Genomic DNA, 13871 nt, shown 5'->3' on the forward strand with positions numbered 1-13871 from the left:
TCATTTCTCCTGCTTTTTCAAAAGCAGCCCGGCAGCGAGCCAATAGGCAGCGAAAAACAGCAACAACGTGCCGCACAGCGTATTCACATCGCGCCAGCCCAGGCCTTTGGTGATAACGCCCAGGCTGATGGTTTGAAACCAGCTGGTGGGGCTGAAGATGCCGATCCATTTGCCGGCGCCGCTCAAGGTGGATGCCGGATAAATCATGCCGGAGAAATCCAGCGCCGGAATCATGGATAGAATCGCTGCTGCGAAAATCGCCGCCACCTGCGTGCGCACGAAGGTGGACACCAACAGCCCGAAGCCGGTGGAGGCGAACACGAAACATAGCACGCCTACCGTGAGCGCGATAAACGAGCCTTTCAGCGGCACGCCCAGCCCGAACACCACCACGCCGAGCAACACCAGATAACTTAAGAACGAGAGCAGCACATAGGGCAGTTGCTTGCCGAAAAGATATTGGAAGGAGGAGGCGGGCGAACTGTAAAGGTTCATGATGGAGCCGATTTCTTTTTCGCGCACCACGGATAGGGCGGTGAGCATGGCAGGAATCATCATCAGCGAAAGCATTAAAAAGCCCGGCGTGAGCGCGTTGATGCTTTTGAAGGTGGGGTTGTAGATGAATCGGGTTTGCAGGCCGCCGTCGGTGTTGATGCGGATGCCGCGTTCGCGGTAGAGCTCGGTCATATAGCGGTTGAGGATGCCTTGGGCATAGCCATGGAGGTTTTCGCCCACAAACGGCCACGAGCCGTCGAAATAGAAAGCCAGCTGCGGGCGGCGGCCGAGGGTGAGGTCTTTGCTGAAGCCGGGCGGGATTTCAATCACCATACGCGCGCTGCCGTCGGTGAGCACGGCGTTGATGTCGTTACGGGTGGCGAGGCTGGCCCGTTGGCGGAAGTAGGACGAGCCGTCGAATTCCTGCGTTAGCTCGCGGCTGTAGTGGCTTTGGTCTTGGTCGAGCACGGCGAAATCCATTTCGTTTACGTCGAACGATACGCCGAGGCTACCTGAAATCAGATACACCAAGGGGCCCAGCAGGGCAAACATCAGGCGGATGCGGTCGCGCAGGAGCTCTTTGCCTTCGCGGCGGGCGAAGGTGAATACGGCGGAAAGCCAATAGAGCAGGCCGGATGGAGCGGCATGGTTTTCAGGTAGCCCTTGGTTTTCAGGTAGCCTTTCCGCCGCTTCGGCGGCTTCGTCTTGCTCCAAATAGCGGATAAACGCTTCTTCCAGCGTATCGGCGTGTTGGCGGCGGCGCAGTTCTTCCGGTTCGCCCACGGCCAGCACGCGGCCGCGGTGCATCAGCGAGATGCGGTCGCAGCGGGCGGCTTCGTTCATGAAGTGGGTGGACACGAAAATGGTTACACGCTCTTCCCGCGCCATGCGGAACAGGTATTGCCAGAACATATCGCGCGCGGCGGGGTCGACGCCGGAGGTGGGCTCGTCCAAAATCAGCACCTGCGGGCGGTGCAGGCAGGCGGCGGCCAGCTGCAGGCGCTGGCGCACGCCCAAGGGCAGGGCGGCGGGGGTGGCGTCGGCCAAATCGGCCAGCTCGAATTGCTGCAACACGGCCTCGATGGCGGCGTGGCTGTTTTCGCCGAGCTGGTAGAGCTGGGCGTGTAGCACCAGGTTTTGCCGCACGCTCAACTCTTCATACAGCGAAAACGCCTGCGACATATAGCCCACACGCTGGCGCACGGCGGTACTGCCTGCGTCGATTGGTTCGCCCAAGAGCGTGGCCTCGCCTTCGCTGGCGTCCAAGAGGCCGGTGAGCATTTTCATGGTGGTGCTTTTGCCGCAGCCGTTGGAGCCGAGGAAGCCGAAAATTTCGCCTTGGCGGATGCGGAAGCTGACTTTGTTTACCGCCGTGAAATCGCCGAAGCGTTTGCTCAGGTTGTGCGCCTCCATCGCGGGCGGCAGGGAATCGTCGGGGATAAAGGGCGGCAGTTGGGAGTCGTCCCAATGAGTTTGCTTGCTTTCAGGTAGCATCCGGATATAGGCCTGCTCCAGCGTGGCACAGCCGCTTTGCGCGAGGATTTCCTGCGTGCGGCCGTGGGCGAGGATTCGGCCGTCGTCCATGGCCAGCAGCTGCTCGAACTGTTCGGCTTCGTCGATGTAGGCGGTGGCCACCAGCACGGTCATGCCGGGATTTTCGGCGCGCAGCTCGCGCACCAATGTCCAGAATTGGCGGCGGGAAAGCGGGTCGACGCCGGTGGTGGGTTCGTCCAGAATCAGCAGGTCGGGGTTGTGCACCAGGGCGCAGCACAGGCTGAGTTTCTGCTTCATGCCGCCGGAGAGCTTGCCGGCGGCACGGCCGGCAAAGGGTGCCAGGCCGGTGGAGAGCATCAGGCGCTCGATATGCTGCTTGCGCTGGTGTTTGTTCAGGCCGAACAGGCGGGCGTGGAAATCTATGTTTTCATACACCGAAAGCGTGGGGTAGAGGTTTTTGCCCAAGCCCTGCGGCATAAAGGCAATGCGCGGCAGCAGCGCTTGGCGTTCGGCCTTGTGTGCCACATTGTGCCCGAGCACGCGCACTTCGCCGCTCTGGAGCGTGCGCACGCCGGCAATCAGCGAGAGCAGGGTGGATTTGCCCACGCCGTCGGGGCCGATCAAGCCGACGGTGGCGCCGCGCCCGATGGCAAGCGACACGCCGCGCAAGGCCTGCACTTTGCCGTAGGCGTGCGAGAGTCGGCTGATTTCGATGGCGTTCGGCATGGCTTTACTCTTTCGGCATGGCTTTACTCTATTGCGGCAGGCGGGTTTGCAAATCGGCCGGCCAAGCGAGCTTGGAGTCGGTGCGCACAAAGCCGGTGGCCGTCATGCCGCCTTTCAGGTAGCCCTGGTATTTGGCCGCTACGTCGGCCGGAATCTGCAATTTTACCCGAAACATCAGCTTGGTGCGCTCTTCGGCTGTTTCCACAAATTTGGGCGTGAACTGCGCCTCTGAGGCAATATAGGTAACTTTGGCGGGGAACACCGCATCCAGCCCGTCCATCTTAATCCGTGCCTCGCTGCCCAGCGGGATTTGGTTTACCGTGGGTGCGGGCAGGAACAGGCTGATGCTTGCGTCGTTCAGGTTCAACAGGCTCACCACTTTGCCGCTGGCTGGCAGCACGTTGCCCGGCTCGGCCAGCCGGTATTCCACCCGCCCGGCCTGCGGCGCGCGCACCGATAAATCGCCGATAACGGAAGACACCTGCGCCATTTTCGCCCGTGCCTGTCCCACGCCGGCCTGCGCCTCGTTGCGCGCCGCTTCTGCCGCTTGCACCGCCGCCCGCGCCGCATCGCGCTGCGCCAAGCGGGTGTTGAGTTCGGCCTGCGAGATTAAATTGTCGCGGAACAGCTGGCGGGCGTTGTCTGCCTCCATCTGCGCGGTTCGCAGTTGCTGGCGTTGCGCCTCGATTTGCGCCTGCGCGCGGCGTACTGTCTGCTCCAGCTGTGCCTTTCCCGCCTGCGCTTCCGAAAGCTGCGCCTCGGCGGTTTGCGAAGAAATCCGCGCCAGCACCGTGCCAGCTTCCACAAACTGTCCTTCGCTCACCGTTATTTCCTCTACCCGCCCGGCATACAGGCTGGCCACATCCATGCGGGCAAATTCCAGCCGCCCGTTGGCATGCGCGATGCCCGCCAGAGGATCGGGCGCGGCATATTGGCGGAACGCAAAAAAGCCGATGCCGATAAATGCAGCAAGCGGCAGCAGGAAAAGCAGGGATTTGGGCAGGCGTTTCATCATGAATACCTCACAAATAAGAATGATTTAAGTGTAAGTCTACGGCACAGGGCTGCATACCATTAAAAAACAATTCCGCGTACTATTAAGCACACAAAATTGGCAAAAAAGTTGCTTAAGCACACAAGAAAACGCAAAATACCCCAGATGCCACCTGAAGCGAAAGAGCAGATATGAGCGAAAACGAAAGCTATACCGACCCCCGCATCATCAAAACCCACCGTGCCATCCGCGAAGCCTTTGTGGATTTGCTGCACGAAAAACCCTTCGCCCAAATTGCGGTGCAAGATATTCTTGAACGCGCTCCGGTAAACCGCTCTACTTTCTACAAATACTACTCCGGCAAAAGCGACCTGGCCGGCAAGATGATTGCCGACTTCAAAGCCGAATACAGCCGATACATCCTCACCCGTTTCCAAGCAGGCAGTTTTGATGTGTTCCTCAACATGATGCCTGAAGCCTCCGACTGGATACACAGCCGCCGCCGCCTCATCCTCGCCCTGTGGAAAGTGGACACCCGCCGCCACCATCTCTACCGCGATATGCACAAGCTGATTAAGCAGCAATTCCTCCACTTCGCCCATACCCTGCCCAACGCTTCCCCCGGCAAAGATTGGGACTACCAAGCCGACATGCTTGCCACCCTCATTCTCGGCAGCATGAACTACTTCTTCAGCCGCGACCTGCCACTGCACCTGCCCGAAGTCCGCCAAGCCTGGACGGAAATGAGCCAACTGCTGCTGCCGTGAGGCGGAACGAAATACAGGGTTTGATGCTTGCTCGTCATAATGCCAAAGGCTACCTGAATCCTGTTTCAGGTAGCCTTTTCAGCATGAGTAGGGTGTGTGCCAGGGCATGCACGTTGTTGCGCTCATTATTCCAAACTGCGTGCGTGCATTTCGCACGCACCCGATACGCCCTGCAAAGGGTAGGCTACCTGAAGCTTATAGGAGCAGCTTACCCATGCCCGCTGCAATACAAAGGCTACCTGAAAGCATAGCGACGCAGAGTTTCTTCTGCGCAGCTAAAACTTTCAGGTAGCCTTAATTTATGCTTTTCAGCCGACGATACCGCTTAACGTAAGGGGCGGATGCCTACGGCGTCGCGCACTTGGTCGAGCAGTTCGCGGGCTTGTTTGCGGGCTTTGGCAGCGCCGGCCTGCAGGATGTCTTCGATTTGCGCTGGTTGGGCGGTGAGCTCGTGGAAGCGTTCGCGTTTGGGGGCGAGCTCTTCGTTCAGTTTGGCGCCGAGCAGTTTTTTGGCTTCGCCCCAGGCCAGGCCGTCGGCGAGCATTTGGGTGAATTCGGCGGTTTCGGCGGGGGTGGCGAAGGCTTTGTAGATGTCAAACAGCGGGCTCTCGTCGGGGGTTTTCGGCTCGCCGGGCTCTTTGAGGTTGGTGATGATTTTGTTCACGGCTTTTTGCAGCTTTTTCTCGCTTTCAAACAGCGGGATAGTGTTGCCGTAGCTCTTGCTCATTTTGCGCCCGTCGAGACCGACGAGGAGTTCTACGTTGTCGTCCACTTTGGCTTCGGGCAGCACAAACAGCTCTTTGAAGCGGTGGTTGAAACGCTGGGCGATGTCGCGGGTCATTTCCACGTGCTGGATTTGGTCGCGGCCTACCGGCACTTCGTGGGCGTTGAACATGAGGATGTCGGCGCTCATGAGGATGGGGTAGCTGTAGAGGCCCATTTCCACGCCGTGGTCTTGGTCGGTTTGGCCGGCATCGAGGTTGGCCTGTATGGCGGCTTTGTAGGCATGGGCACGGTTCATCAGGCCTTTGGCGGTGATGCAGGTGAGTATCCAGTTGAGCTCGGGCACTTCGGGAATGTCGCTTTGGCGGTAAAACGTGGTGCGCTCGGGGTCAAGGCCGCAGGCGAGCCAGGTGGCGGCCACGGCCTGGGTGGAGGCGTGGATGACTTCGGGGTCGTGGCATTTGATGATGCCGTGGTAGTCGGCCAAAAAGAGGAAGGATTCGGCGGAGGGGTCGGCGGCGGCGGCAATGGCGGGGCGGATGGCGCCGACGTAGTTGCCTAAATGCGGGATGCCGGTGGTGGTTACGCCGGTGAGGACTCGTTTTTTCATGGATGGCTTTCTGTTGTTTGGCGGAAATAGGGAGGCGGCGCAGGGGCTGCCTGAAAAATGGCAGATTATAGTGCAAGGGCGGGGAGGCGGGAAAAATTCAGGTAGCCTCTTTATGTGTGGATAAGGGCTACCTGAAAGGTGGAAATTCTGTGTGGGCAATAAGTTGTACCATTTAGATGTCTGCAAAAAAGGCTACCTGAAAGCGTGGGCTTCAACGCAGTTAAAACGCTGCATAGCGAAAGTTTCAGGTAGCCTTTGCTGGCGATATCAGTTATCCAACTCAATCGAAGCTGCCAGGAGCGAGAGGCGGGCCATCACGCCGTACACATACAGGCGGTTGCTGGCGCAGTCGCAGGTTTGGCTGCGGTCGGGCAGGCCGAGGGTTTGCCATTGTTCAAACACGCGCTTGCTGCCGGCGAGGAATTCCGGGTCGTCGCCGCTGCTGTCGGTTTGCGGTACGTTGCAGCTCAGTGGCACGAAGTGCATGCCGCTGGCGTTGAGGTTTTCGTCGGCACCGCGCCCTTCGTGCACGCGGAAGAAGCCGCCCACCACGAAGCGGTCGATCATATACACCACCGGCTCGGCCACGGCGCCGTTGAGGGTTTCGTAGGTGTAGATGCCTTCCTGCACAATCACTTCGGTTACGGCCAGGCCTTCTTTCACGGTGGCCATTTTGTTGCGGTTTTTGCGGTTGAGCGCGCGCACTTCGTCGGCGGATTTCACGCTCATCACGCCCATGCCGTAGGTGCCGGCGTCGGCTTTGACGATGACGAAGGGTTTGTCGGTGATGCCTTTTTCGTCGTACTTGGCCTGGATTTTGGCCAGCACGCGTTCCACGGCGGCGGCCAGGGCGTCTTCGCCTTCGCGTTCGTGGAAGTTGAGGCCGGATACTTTTTCGAAATAGGGGTTAATCTGCCATTGGTCGATGCCGATGAGCTCGGCAAATTCGGCGGCCACTTGGTTGTAGGCGGCGAAGTGGGCGGTTTTGCGGCGCGTGGTCCAGCCGCCGTGCAGGGGCGGCAGCACGGTGTGGCGGATGCCTTGCAGGATTTCGGGCACGCCGCCGGAGAGGTCGTTGTTCAACAACACGAGGCAGGGCGAGAAGCCGTCGGCCAGGTGTACGCGCTCGCGGGTGCGCAGCAGGGGCTCGAGCAAAATGGTGTGCCCCAGCGCGGTTTTGAATTCGGACGGCTCGGTGATTTCGGGATTCAGGCTGCCCAGGCGCACGGCAAAGCCGGCCTGTTGCAGGATATTGCTCAGGGCATACACGTTTTCCAAGTAAAACGTATTGCGCGTGTGGTTTTCCGGCACGATCAGCACGGATTTGGCCGCTTCGCAATAGCGTTCCACCGCGTCGGTGGCGGCGGCGGCGGCCAGCGGGCTGAATTGGGGATTCAGGTTGTTGAAGCCGCCAGGAAAGAGGTTCATGTCGATGCTGGCCATTTTGTAGCCGCTGTTGCGGATGTCGACAGAGCCGTAAAACGGCGGCTTGTGCTGTTTCCACTGGCTGCGGAACCAGGCTTCGATTTCGGCTTGCTTTTGCAGGATGAGTGTTTCAAAATCCAGCAAATATTGCGCGTATTGCGGGGAAATAACCGGAATACCCATGCTGATCTCCTTTCAAACGGCGTGTGCAGGTGGCAGGTATTATACTCCAAGCCCGTGCTGCCACAGTGAATTTCCCAACATACCATCAGGCTATCTTACTCCATTCTATAATCTATGCTCGACAACATCCTCCCTTTCGCCCACCGCCTGCTCGCCCAAGCCACGCCCGAAGGCGGCATTGCCGTGGACGCCACCGCCGGCAACGGCCACGACACACTGTTTTTAGCACAATGCGTGGGCAGTGGCGGCCGCGTGTATGCCTTCGATATCCAGACGCAGGCCTTGGCCGCCACGCAAACACGCCTGCAGGAAGACGGCGCTGCGCGGCAGGTGCGCCTGATTGCCGAGAGCCACGCCGATTTGGCGCAATATGTAAACGAACCTGTGCACAGCATCGTGTTCAACTGCGGCTACCTGCCCGGCGGCAATAAAGCGCTCACCACCGAAACCGGCAGCACCCTTTCCGCTCTGGCACAAGCCGTGCACATTTTGCGCCCCGGAGGGCTGTTGGCTGTGGTGCTTTATCCCGGCCATGCAGCGGGCGAGCTCGAAGCCCAGGCCGTATCCGAATGGGCGGCGGCCCTACCGCAGCAGCAGTTTGCCGTGCTGCACTACGGCTTCATCAACCGCCGCAACCGCCCGCCTTATTTGCTAGCGATTGAAAAGCACAACACATCTACCAACCCAAAGGCTACCTGAAACCGATGGCTAAAAAGCGCAAACCGAGTATTTCCGCCTTACCGCCTGCCCTGTTTCCCTACATCCAACAGGCCAACGACGACACCTTACTGCTCTTCACCGGCATGATACTGATGACCATTACCCGCTACGTGCCTTTCGGTAACGCAAACTGGCTGGGCGTGAAGCTGAATTTTGGTGGTGCTGTATGTGCTGGTGGGCATGTTCTGCCTGAAAAGCCCGCCGCGATCCACCAAATGGTGGATCGGCTACGCCCTCTCCACCGGCTGCCTCTGCACCATTTATTGACTGGCTACGTATAAGCCGATGTTTTGAGTTTGGCGGTTTGAACAAATAAAGGCAGCCTGAAAAGCCGTTATGTGCTTTATCAGGCTGCCTTATACATTCTTTTCTTTTTGCGGTTTACGGTTTACTCCAGAATTTGTCCTCTTCCGCCTGACGTTCGGAGAAAGTCCACACTTCCTGTATTTTCCCGTTTTCTATTCTGAATAAATCGATACCTGGATTGTTTAGCTTTTCGGCTCCTTTTTCGGCTAGGGAGACAACGCTTGCGGCGACAAAGCAGCCGTTGCCTGCAAACCAGTTCGTCACCACGCGGAATGTTCCGTTGCTTCTTTCCGAAAATTCGGCCAAGCGTCTGCCCAATGCCTGTTTTCCCGCAACATCGCCCGAAAGCGGGCTTTCGCCGCCCATATGCCACACGATATTGTCGGCCAAGGTTCCGAATACGGCATCGAAATCGCCTTTTGCCAAGGCTTCCGTATAAGTTTTAAATACTTCCGCTGATTCGTTTTTCATGAAAACGCTCCTTCTTTAACGAGGTTGGTAATTTCGGTTTTTCCGAAAACCATTATACGCCCGATAATCCGGTTTGAATGTGCAGGGCGGTTTTTTCGGCACGTCCGGAAATTTTCGGGCTGCTTGAAAAATGCTCCCGCCCGTTTTCAAAGCACCGCCACGCCCTCACCGCCCAAAAACTCCACCGGCTCGAACAGCGGCAACAACCGTAGGTCAGATTCTTGAATCCGACACTCCACCCAAAGGCTACCTGAAAAACCGAGTACTTGCGGCTTTCAGGTAGCCTCCGGGCTTCCGGTAACACCATCAAGACAAACAAAACGCTTGCGGAATCATGCTCCGCAAGCGTTTTGTTGTTGGAGGGCGCGGGCTAGGGGCTACCTGAAAGTGCCGGCGCCAAACCGACAGCTACAGCTTGTGGCACAAATCGCCGATGGCGAAGCCCTGCCAATCTGGGTCGATATTTCGGCTGAAGGCGATGGCTTTGAAGAGCTCGCCCATTTCCTGCGGGGCAAGGAGGGTTTGGCAGGCGGCGGTGCGGATGTAGGCTTCGCTTTCGGGTTCGCCTTGGGCGGCAAGCAGGTCGGTAAGGCCGAGGTTGAGCAGGAAGGCGGCCTGGGTGGTGTAGCCGATGAGGTCGAGCCCGGCTTGGCAGGCAGCTTCGGCGATAGCGGTGAAGTTGATGTGGCAGGTGAGGTCGGTGAGGCCGATGTGTTCGAAGGGGTTGTGCACGGCGTGGTGGCGGTAGTGGCCTATGAGGGTGCCGCCGCTGCGCTGGGGGGATGGTAATACTGGGCGGCGTCGAAGCCGTGGTCGATAAAGAGCAGGGCGCCGCGCGTGAGGCGTTGGGCGAGGGTGCGGATAAAGGCTTTCTAGCGCAGGTGCAGTTCGCTGGTGTGGCCGTCAATGGCGGGCAGCAGCTCTTAGGCGGAGAGTAGGAGTTTTTCGGGTAGGGGCGCTTTGCCATTGGAATTGTTGGTTTGCATCCAGCCCCACGCCCATCAGTTGCCATTGGCCGCTTTGATAACGCACGATGTCCAGGGCATAGTATCGAGCACTTCGTTGCCGATGACGAGGCTGTCGAATTCTACGGGCAGTTCGGTGAGCCATGTGATTTGGTGCTGATGTTGTATCAGGCCACACAGTGTTTGTGAGGCGCCGAGGGCTTTGGGGCCGGGGCAGACATATAGAGCTGTTCATAGAGCAATTATGCGAATAATCTGGAAAACGTGCGCAATTATAAAGGCTTGCTGCTGGGAGGCAAAATTTGGGTTGCGTGGAAAACGACAGGCATGATGATTGAGACTAACTATCTTATGTAAAAACAGTTTGTTAATCGTGGATTTTTACGGTGTTTGTAATTGACCGATGCCGCTGCTTTGCCGTATAGTGTCGCTTCGTGGGGAATTGTGGGGCAAAGTGCCTTTTCAGTTCCAAAAATCAACCGAAGGTGGGAAAAAGTGTTTGGCGGCGTACATGAATTGAGCATCGACAGCAAGGGGCGCTTGGCGATTCCGGCCAAGTTCCGCGACTTGCTTGCGCGCCACTACACGCCGTCTTTGGTGGTTACCGTGGAAGCGCGTACGCATCTGGTGATGTATCCGGAAGCGGAATGGCAGAAAACGGCGGAAAATTTGCAGGCGATGAATGTGTCGGGCAATCCGGCCGCCAGGATGTTCCGCGATTTGATGCTAAACCACGCCGAAACGCTGGATTTGGATGCTTCGGGCAGAATTTTGCTGCCGCCGAGCCTGCGCCGCCGCGTGCAGTTCGATAAAGAAGTAACGCTGGTGGGCCGTGCCGACCGGCTGGAGCTGTGGAACCGCGAACGTTGGGAAGCCAATATGAATGCAGTGCTGGATATGGATCCGGACGAATTGGCCGAACAGCTCGACAAAGCCGGGTTCCGCCTATGAGCGCACAGGAATTGGCACACGTTACCGTGCTTTTGCACGAGGCGGTGGACGCTTTGGCAGTGAAGCCGGACGGTGTGTATGTGGACGGCACTTTCGGCCGCGGCGGGCACTCCCGCCTGATTCTATCGAAGCTGGGCGCAAACGGCCGGCTGGTGGTGTTTGATAAAGACCCGCAGGCCATTGCCGTGGCACGGCAGCTGGCGGAAGCCGACAAACGCGTACAAGTGGTGCACGGCGGGTTTTCCGGCTTTCAGGTAGCCTTAAAAGAATTGGGCATTGAAGCGGTGGACGGTGCGCTGTTTGATTTGGGTGTGTCTTTGCCGCAGATCGACGATGCCGAACGCGGCTTCAGCTTCCGCTACGATGCGCCGCTGGATATGCGGATGGATACCACACGCGGCCAAACCGCCGCGCAATGGCTGGCCGAGGCCGGCGAAGAAGAGATTCGCGAGGTAATCAGAGATTATGGTGAAGAGCGGTTTAACAGCCAGATTGCGCGCGCCATTGTGCAGCAGCGGCAAGAGCGCCCCATCCTTACAACCGGCCAGCTGGCGCAGTTGGCGGCACAAGCCGTCCGTACTCGCGAACGCGGCCAAGACCCAGCGACGCGGACGTTTCAAGCCATTCGGATTTTCATCAACCGTGAGCTTGAAGAAATAAGCGCGGTGTTGCCGCAGGCCGCAGGCTACCTGAAAACCGGCGGGCGTTTGGCAGTGATTGCCTTCCATTCGTTGGAAGATCGGATAGTGAAACAGTTTATCCGCCGCCACAGCCGTCCGGCGCCGCTGCCCAAGTGGGTGATGGTGCGCGAAAGCGAACGCCCCGAGCCGCCCTTGCGGGAAATCGGCAAAGCGCAGCGGGCTTCGGCAGCAGAAACCGCAGCCAATCCACGTGCACGCTCCGCCGTGTTGCGCGTGGCCGAGCGGACGGCGGGAGAGTTTGTAGATGAATAAGCTGAATATCATGCTGTTTGTGTTGGTGGTGCTCTCCGCGTTGGGCGTGGTGTCGGTGCAGGACAGCTCGCGCGAATCGTTTATTGTGCTGGAAAAAGAGCACCAGCGGCAGGCAGATTTGGAAGAGGAATACCGCCGCCTGCAATGGCAGCAGGCCAAGTTGGCTAACCATAGTTTCATCAAAGAGGCGGCTCAGCAGCAACAGTTGCAGCCGCCCACCATGCAGAACACCAAAATCGTGCGTCTGCAATATTAAAAGGCGAATGAAGCTAATAAAGTAGTTGAATAATATTAAAAAGCAGTTTTGCTGCCGTGTGGGCGGCAGCGTAGAGAGTAAATACCATGCTGATTAAAAGCGATTACAAGCCGCAGATGCGGCAGAAGCCAGTTAAGCAGAAGAAGCCGGTGAGCACCAATGGCCGGATTGCCTTTGTTTTGCTGGTTTTTGCTTTGGCTTTCGTCTCAGCGGCAGGCTGGAGCGTACATTTGCATACGGTGGAGCAAGACCGCCTGCAAACCGAAGGCAATAAGCGTTTTGTGCGCACTTTGGTGCAACAGGCCAATCGCGGCACGATTACCGACCGCAACGGCGCAGTGCTGGCCTTAAGCGCGCCCACCGATTCGCTGTATGCCATCCCTTCTGCCATGGAAAAAATGCCCAGCCAGGAGCAGCTGGAGCAGCTTTCCGAAATCATTGAAGTGCCGGTGGAAACCATTGCCGACCGCCTGGCGCGCACCAATAGCGACTTCGTATTTTTGAAACGACAAATGAGCGCGGAAACCGCTGCCAAAGTACGTGCTTTGAAAATTGAGGGCTTGGCCTTCCAAACCGAGCCTAAGCGGCAATATCCGATGGGCAATTTGTTCTCCCACGTTATCGGCTTCACCAATATCGACGGCAAGGGTCAAGAAGGTTTGGAGCTCTCGCGCGAAGACGACCTGCGCGGCCAAGACGGCGCGCGCGTGGTGCTGCGTGACAATAAAGGCAATTATGTCGATCAATTGGATTCGCCGCGCAACCGCGATGCGGTAGACGGGCGCAATATGGTGCTCTCGCTGGATCAGCGCATTCAATCGCTGGCGCACGATAAATTGGCGCAGGCTGTTGCCTATCATCAGGCCAAAGCCGGCACCGCTGTGGTGTTGGATGCGCAAACCGGCGAAATCCTTGCTCTGGTAAACCTGCCGGATTTTGATCCAAACCAGCCCGGCGGTGCTGAAATCGCCCTGCGCCGCAACCGCGCGGTAACCGATATGATCGAGCCTGGCTCGGCCATGAAACCTTTCCCGATTGCCAAAGCCTTGGATTCGGGCAAAGTGAACGAGAATATGGTGTTCAACACCAATACTTATAATATCGGCCCGGCTACCGTGCGCGATACGCACAACTACCCTTCGCTCACCCTGCGCGGCATCATGCAGAAATCTTCTAACGTGGGCGTGAGCAAGCTTTCGGCCATGTTTAAGCCAGAAGAGATGCACGATTTTTATAAATCAGTCGGTTTCGGCCGCCGCATGCACTCCGGTTTCCCCGGCGAATCGCCTGGCTTGGTTCGCGACTGGCGCAACTGGCGGCCCATCGAGCAGGCTACCATGTCGTTCGGCTACGGCTTGCAGATGAGCCTGCTGCAGCTGGCACACAGCTACACCATCTTCACCAGCGACGGCAAACTTTTGCCGGTGAGCTTCCTGCGCCAGAGTACCGCGCCGCAGGGCGAACAGGTGATTAAGCCTGAAACCGCACGTGCCATCCGCCGCATGATGGTATCCGTTACCGAGCCCGGCGGTACCGGTACGCAGGGTGCTGTGCCCGGTTTCAACGTGGGCGCGAAAACCGGTACTGCACGCAAACTGGTGGGCGGCCGCTATGCCGACAACAAACACATGGCCACCTTCATCGGTTTCGCCCCTGCCGAGCATCCGCGCGTGATTGTGGCGGTGAACATCGACGAGCCTACCCAAAACGGCTATTACGGCGGCCTGGTGGCCGGGCCGGTGTTTAAAGACATCATGGCTGGTTCGCTGAATATTCTGGGCGTAACGCCCACCAAACCTGTGCAGCAAGTCGCTGCCAAATAAATCGGTGCT

The 13871-nt window shown here is 58.0% G+C and carries 14 protein-coding genes; 8 read left to right on the plus strand and 6 right to left on the minus strand.

Translation table 11 applies throughout. The features are described 5' to 3' along the window. Together rbbA and A7Q03_RS04120 are read right to left on the minus strand one after the other, a co-directional pair. Positions 1–2715: a ribosome-associated ATPase/putative transporter RbbA gene (gene rbbA / locus A7Q03_RS04115; protein WP_067447598.1), complete on the minus strand. Its 2715-nt coding sequence runs from the start codon at positions 2713–2715 to the stop codon at positions 1–3. Between the two features lie 28 nt (positions 2716–2743). Further along, the gene (locus A7Q03_RS04120; protein WP_197474743.1) at positions 2744–3730 is read right to left on the minus strand and encodes an HlyD family secretion protein; all 987 of its coding nucleotides are present in this window, start codon (positions 3728–3730) and stop codon (positions 2744–2746) included. Between the two features lie 170 nt (positions 3731–3900). On the opposite strand from A7Q03_RS04120, the gene A7Q03_RS04125 reads away from it, so the two are divergent. Further along, positions 3901–4476 carry a TetR/AcrR family transcriptional regulator gene (locus A7Q03_RS04125; protein WP_067447600.1) on the plus strand — a complete coding sequence of 192 codons (576 nt, stop codon included), beginning with the start codon at positions 3901–3903 and terminating at the stop codon, positions 4474–4476. Between the two features lie 325 nt (positions 4477–4801). Here A7Q03_RS04125 and trpS read toward each other — a convergent pair whose 3' ends face one another. Continuing rightward, positions 4802–5809: a tryptophan--tRNA ligase gene (gene trpS / locus A7Q03_RS04130; protein WP_067447603.1), complete on the minus strand. Its 1008-nt coding sequence runs from the start codon at positions 5807–5809 to the stop codon at positions 4802–4804. Between the two features lie 267 nt (positions 5810–6076). Further along, the gene (gshA, locus tag A7Q03_RS04135; RefSeq protein WP_067447605.1) at positions 6077–7417 is read right to left on the minus strand and encodes a glutamate--cysteine ligase; all 1341 of its coding nucleotides are present in this window, start codon (positions 7415–7417) and stop codon (positions 6077–6079) included. A gap of 114 nt (positions 7418–7531) precedes the next feature. Here gshA and A7Q03_RS04140 point away from each other — a divergent pair, with 114 nt between their 5' ends. Together A7Q03_RS04140 and A7Q03_RS04145 are read left to right on the plus strand one after the other, a co-directional pair. Further along, entirely contained in the window at positions 7532–8116 is a 585-nt protein-coding gene (locus A7Q03_RS04140; protein WP_067447606.1) for a class I SAM-dependent methyltransferase, read from the plus strand. 5 nt (positions 8117–8121) lie between these two features. Continuing rightward, positions 8122–8418, plus strand: a complete 297-nt coding sequence (locus A7Q03_RS04145; protein WP_067447607.1) for a hypothetical protein — start codon at positions 8122–8124, stop codon at positions 8416–8418. Between the two features lie 100 nt (positions 8419–8518). Here A7Q03_RS04145 and A7Q03_RS04150 read toward each other — a convergent pair whose 3' ends face one another. Together A7Q03_RS04150 and A7Q03_RS10575 are read right to left on the minus strand one after the other, a co-directional pair. Beyond that, positions 8519–8914, minus strand: a complete 396-nt coding sequence (locus tag A7Q03_RS04150; protein WP_067447609.1) for a nuclear transport factor 2 family protein — start codon at positions 8912–8914, stop codon at positions 8519–8521. Positions 8915–9322: 408 nt separating this feature from the next. Further along, positions 9323–9646 (minus strand): SAM-dependent methyltransferase, encoded by a 324-nt coding sequence (locus tag A7Q03_RS10575; RefSeq protein WP_067447611.1) that lies wholly within the window; start codon positions 9644–9646, stop codon positions 9323–9325. A 50-nt stretch (positions 9647–9696) separates the two neighbouring features. On the opposite strand from A7Q03_RS10575, the gene A7Q03_RS10580 reads away from it, so the two are divergent. The 5 genes from A7Q03_RS10580 to A7Q03_RS04175 all read left to right on the plus strand — a co-directional run bounded on the left by A7Q03_RS10580 (position 9697) and on the right by A7Q03_RS04175 (position 13862). Next, positions 9697–9852 (plus strand): hypothetical protein, encoded by a 156-nt coding sequence (locus A7Q03_RS10580; RefSeq protein WP_231863727.1) that lies wholly within the window; start codon positions 9697–9699, stop codon positions 9850–9852. Positions 9853–10374: 522 nt separating this feature from the next. Further along, the gene (gene mraZ / locus A7Q03_RS04160) at positions 10375–10830 is read left to right on the plus strand and encodes a division/cell wall cluster transcriptional repressor MraZ (protein ID WP_023887050.1); all 456 of its coding nucleotides are present in this window, start codon (positions 10375–10377) and stop codon (positions 10828–10830) included. Next, positions 10827–11783: a 16S rRNA (cytosine(1402)-N(4))-methyltransferase RsmH gene (gene rsmH, locus A7Q03_RS04165; protein ID WP_067447614.1), complete on the plus strand. Its 957-nt coding sequence runs from the start codon at positions 10827–10829 to the stop codon at positions 11781–11783. Before mraZ ends, rsmH begins: the two co-directional genes overlap by 4 nt. After that, the gene (gene ftsL, locus A7Q03_RS04170; protein WP_023887048.1) at positions 11776–12039 is read left to right on the plus strand and encodes a cell division protein FtsL; all 264 of its coding nucleotides are present in this window, start codon (positions 11776–11778) and stop codon (positions 12037–12039) included. The genes rsmH and ftsL overlap by 8 nt, the downstream gene beginning before the upstream one ends. Before the next feature lie 86 nt (positions 12040–12125). Beyond that, positions 12126–13862 carry a penicillin-binding protein 2 gene (locus A7Q03_RS04175; RefSeq protein WP_067447615.1) on the plus strand — a complete coding sequence of 579 codons (1737 nt, stop codon included), beginning with the start codon at positions 12126–12128 and terminating at the stop codon, positions 13860–13862. The last annotated feature ends 9 nt before the right edge of the window (positions 13863–13871 follow it).

The organism is Eikenella sp. NML99-0057 (assembly GCF_001648535.1).
Taxonomy (GTDB): Bacteria; Pseudomonadota; Gammaproteobacteria; order Burkholderiales; family Neisseriaceae; genus Eikenella; species Eikenella exigua.

Excerpts from the sequence above, each read along its gene's own strand:
- A7Q03_RS10580 (WP_231863727.1), top strand. The coding sequence starts at position 9,697 with ATGGTAATACTGGGCGGCGTCGAAGCCGTGGTCGATAAAGAGCAGGGC.
- A7Q03_RS04150 (WP_067447609.1), bottom strand. The coding sequence starts at position 8,914 with ATGAAAAACGAATCAGCGGAAGTATTTAAAACTTATACGGAAGCCTTG.
- rsmH (WP_067447614.1), top strand. The coding sequence starts at position 10,827 with ATGAGCGCACAGGAATTGGCACACGTTACCGTGCTTTTGCACGAGGCG.
- A7Q03_RS04145 (WP_067447607.1), top strand. The coding sequence starts at position 8,122 with ATGGCTAAAAAGCGCAAACCGAGTATTTCCGCCTTACCGCCTGCCCTG.
- A7Q03_RS04120 (WP_197474743.1), bottom strand. The coding sequence starts at position 3,730 with ATGATGAAACGCCTGCCCAAATCCCTGCTTTTCCTGCTGCCGCTTGCT.
- rbbA (WP_067447598.1), bottom strand. The coding sequence starts at position 2,715 with ATGCCGAACGCCATCGAAATCAGCCGACTCTCGCACGCCTACGGCAAA.
- A7Q03_RS04140 (WP_067447606.1), top strand. The coding sequence starts at position 7,532 with ATGCTCGACAACATCCTCCCTTTCGCCCACCGCCTGCTCGCCCAAGCC.
- A7Q03_RS04175 (WP_067447615.1), top strand. The coding sequence starts at position 12,126 with ATGCTGATTAAAAGCGATTACAAGCCGCAGATGCGGCAGAAGCCAGTT.
- ftsL (WP_023887048.1), top strand. The coding sequence starts at position 11,776 with ATGAATAAGCTGAATATCATGCTGTTTGTGTTGGTGGTGCTCTCCGCG.
- trpS (WP_067447603.1), bottom strand. The coding sequence starts at position 5,809 with ATGAAAAAACGAGTCCTCACCGGCGTAACCACCACCGGCATCCCGCAT.
- gshA (WP_067447605.1), bottom strand. The coding sequence starts at position 7,417 with ATGGGTATTCCGGTTATTTCCCCGCAATACGCGCAATATTTGCTGGAT.
- A7Q03_RS04125 (WP_067447600.1), top strand. The coding sequence starts at position 3,901 with ATGAGCGAAAACGAAAGCTATACCGACCCCCGCATCATCAAAACCCAC.